The 452-nt window shown below is 63.7% G+C and carries 1 protein-coding gene; it reads left to right on the top strand.

What is annotated here, in order from left to right; genetic code table 11:
• Nucleotides 1-273 precede the first annotated feature (273 nt).
• On the top strand, nucleotides 274-452 hold a 179-nt coding region (locus AKL29_RS40680; RefSeq protein ID WP_152977573.1), incomplete at its 3' end, for a DUF736 domain-containing protein.

Raw genomic sequence — 452 nt, 5'->3', positions numbered from 1 at the left:
AGATTGCGGTTCAGCACGCGGACGCACGTGGCCTCTTTGATGGCTTGATCTGGCCGAGGACCGGCTTCGCCTCGATCGTCTGAGCCGCAACGCCGTTGATGCGACTTTCTTCCCCTGGGCTGCGCCCATTCCTCGCGAGGCAAGAAAGTCGCCACAACGGCGTCCTCCGCTGCGCTCCGGCCCGCGAGGGGTGCGTCCCCGATCGTCCTCGGCCTTTAGATCGCCATCGAGGCCGCGGTGGTCGCGGGCTCGAAACACAACAGGAGAAGTGACATGGCTAACATCGGTTCTTTCAAGAAAGTCGGCAACGATTTCCAGGGCGAGATTGTCACCCTGAGCCTGCAAGCCAAGGGCGTCCGCATCGTCGCCGAGACCAACCGCTCCAACGACAACGCTCCGAGCCACCGCATCTATGTGGGCCGGGCCGAGATCGGCGCAGCCTGGTCGAAGCG

This window comes from Bradyrhizobium pachyrhizi (assembly GCF_001189245.1).
Taxonomy (GTDB): domain Bacteria; phylum Pseudomonadota; class Alphaproteobacteria; order Rhizobiales; family Xanthobacteraceae; genus Bradyrhizobium; species Bradyrhizobium pachyrhizi.
The sequence above is the reverse complement of the archived record's forward strand: the minus strand, read 5'-3'. Positions and strand labels throughout refer to the sequence as shown.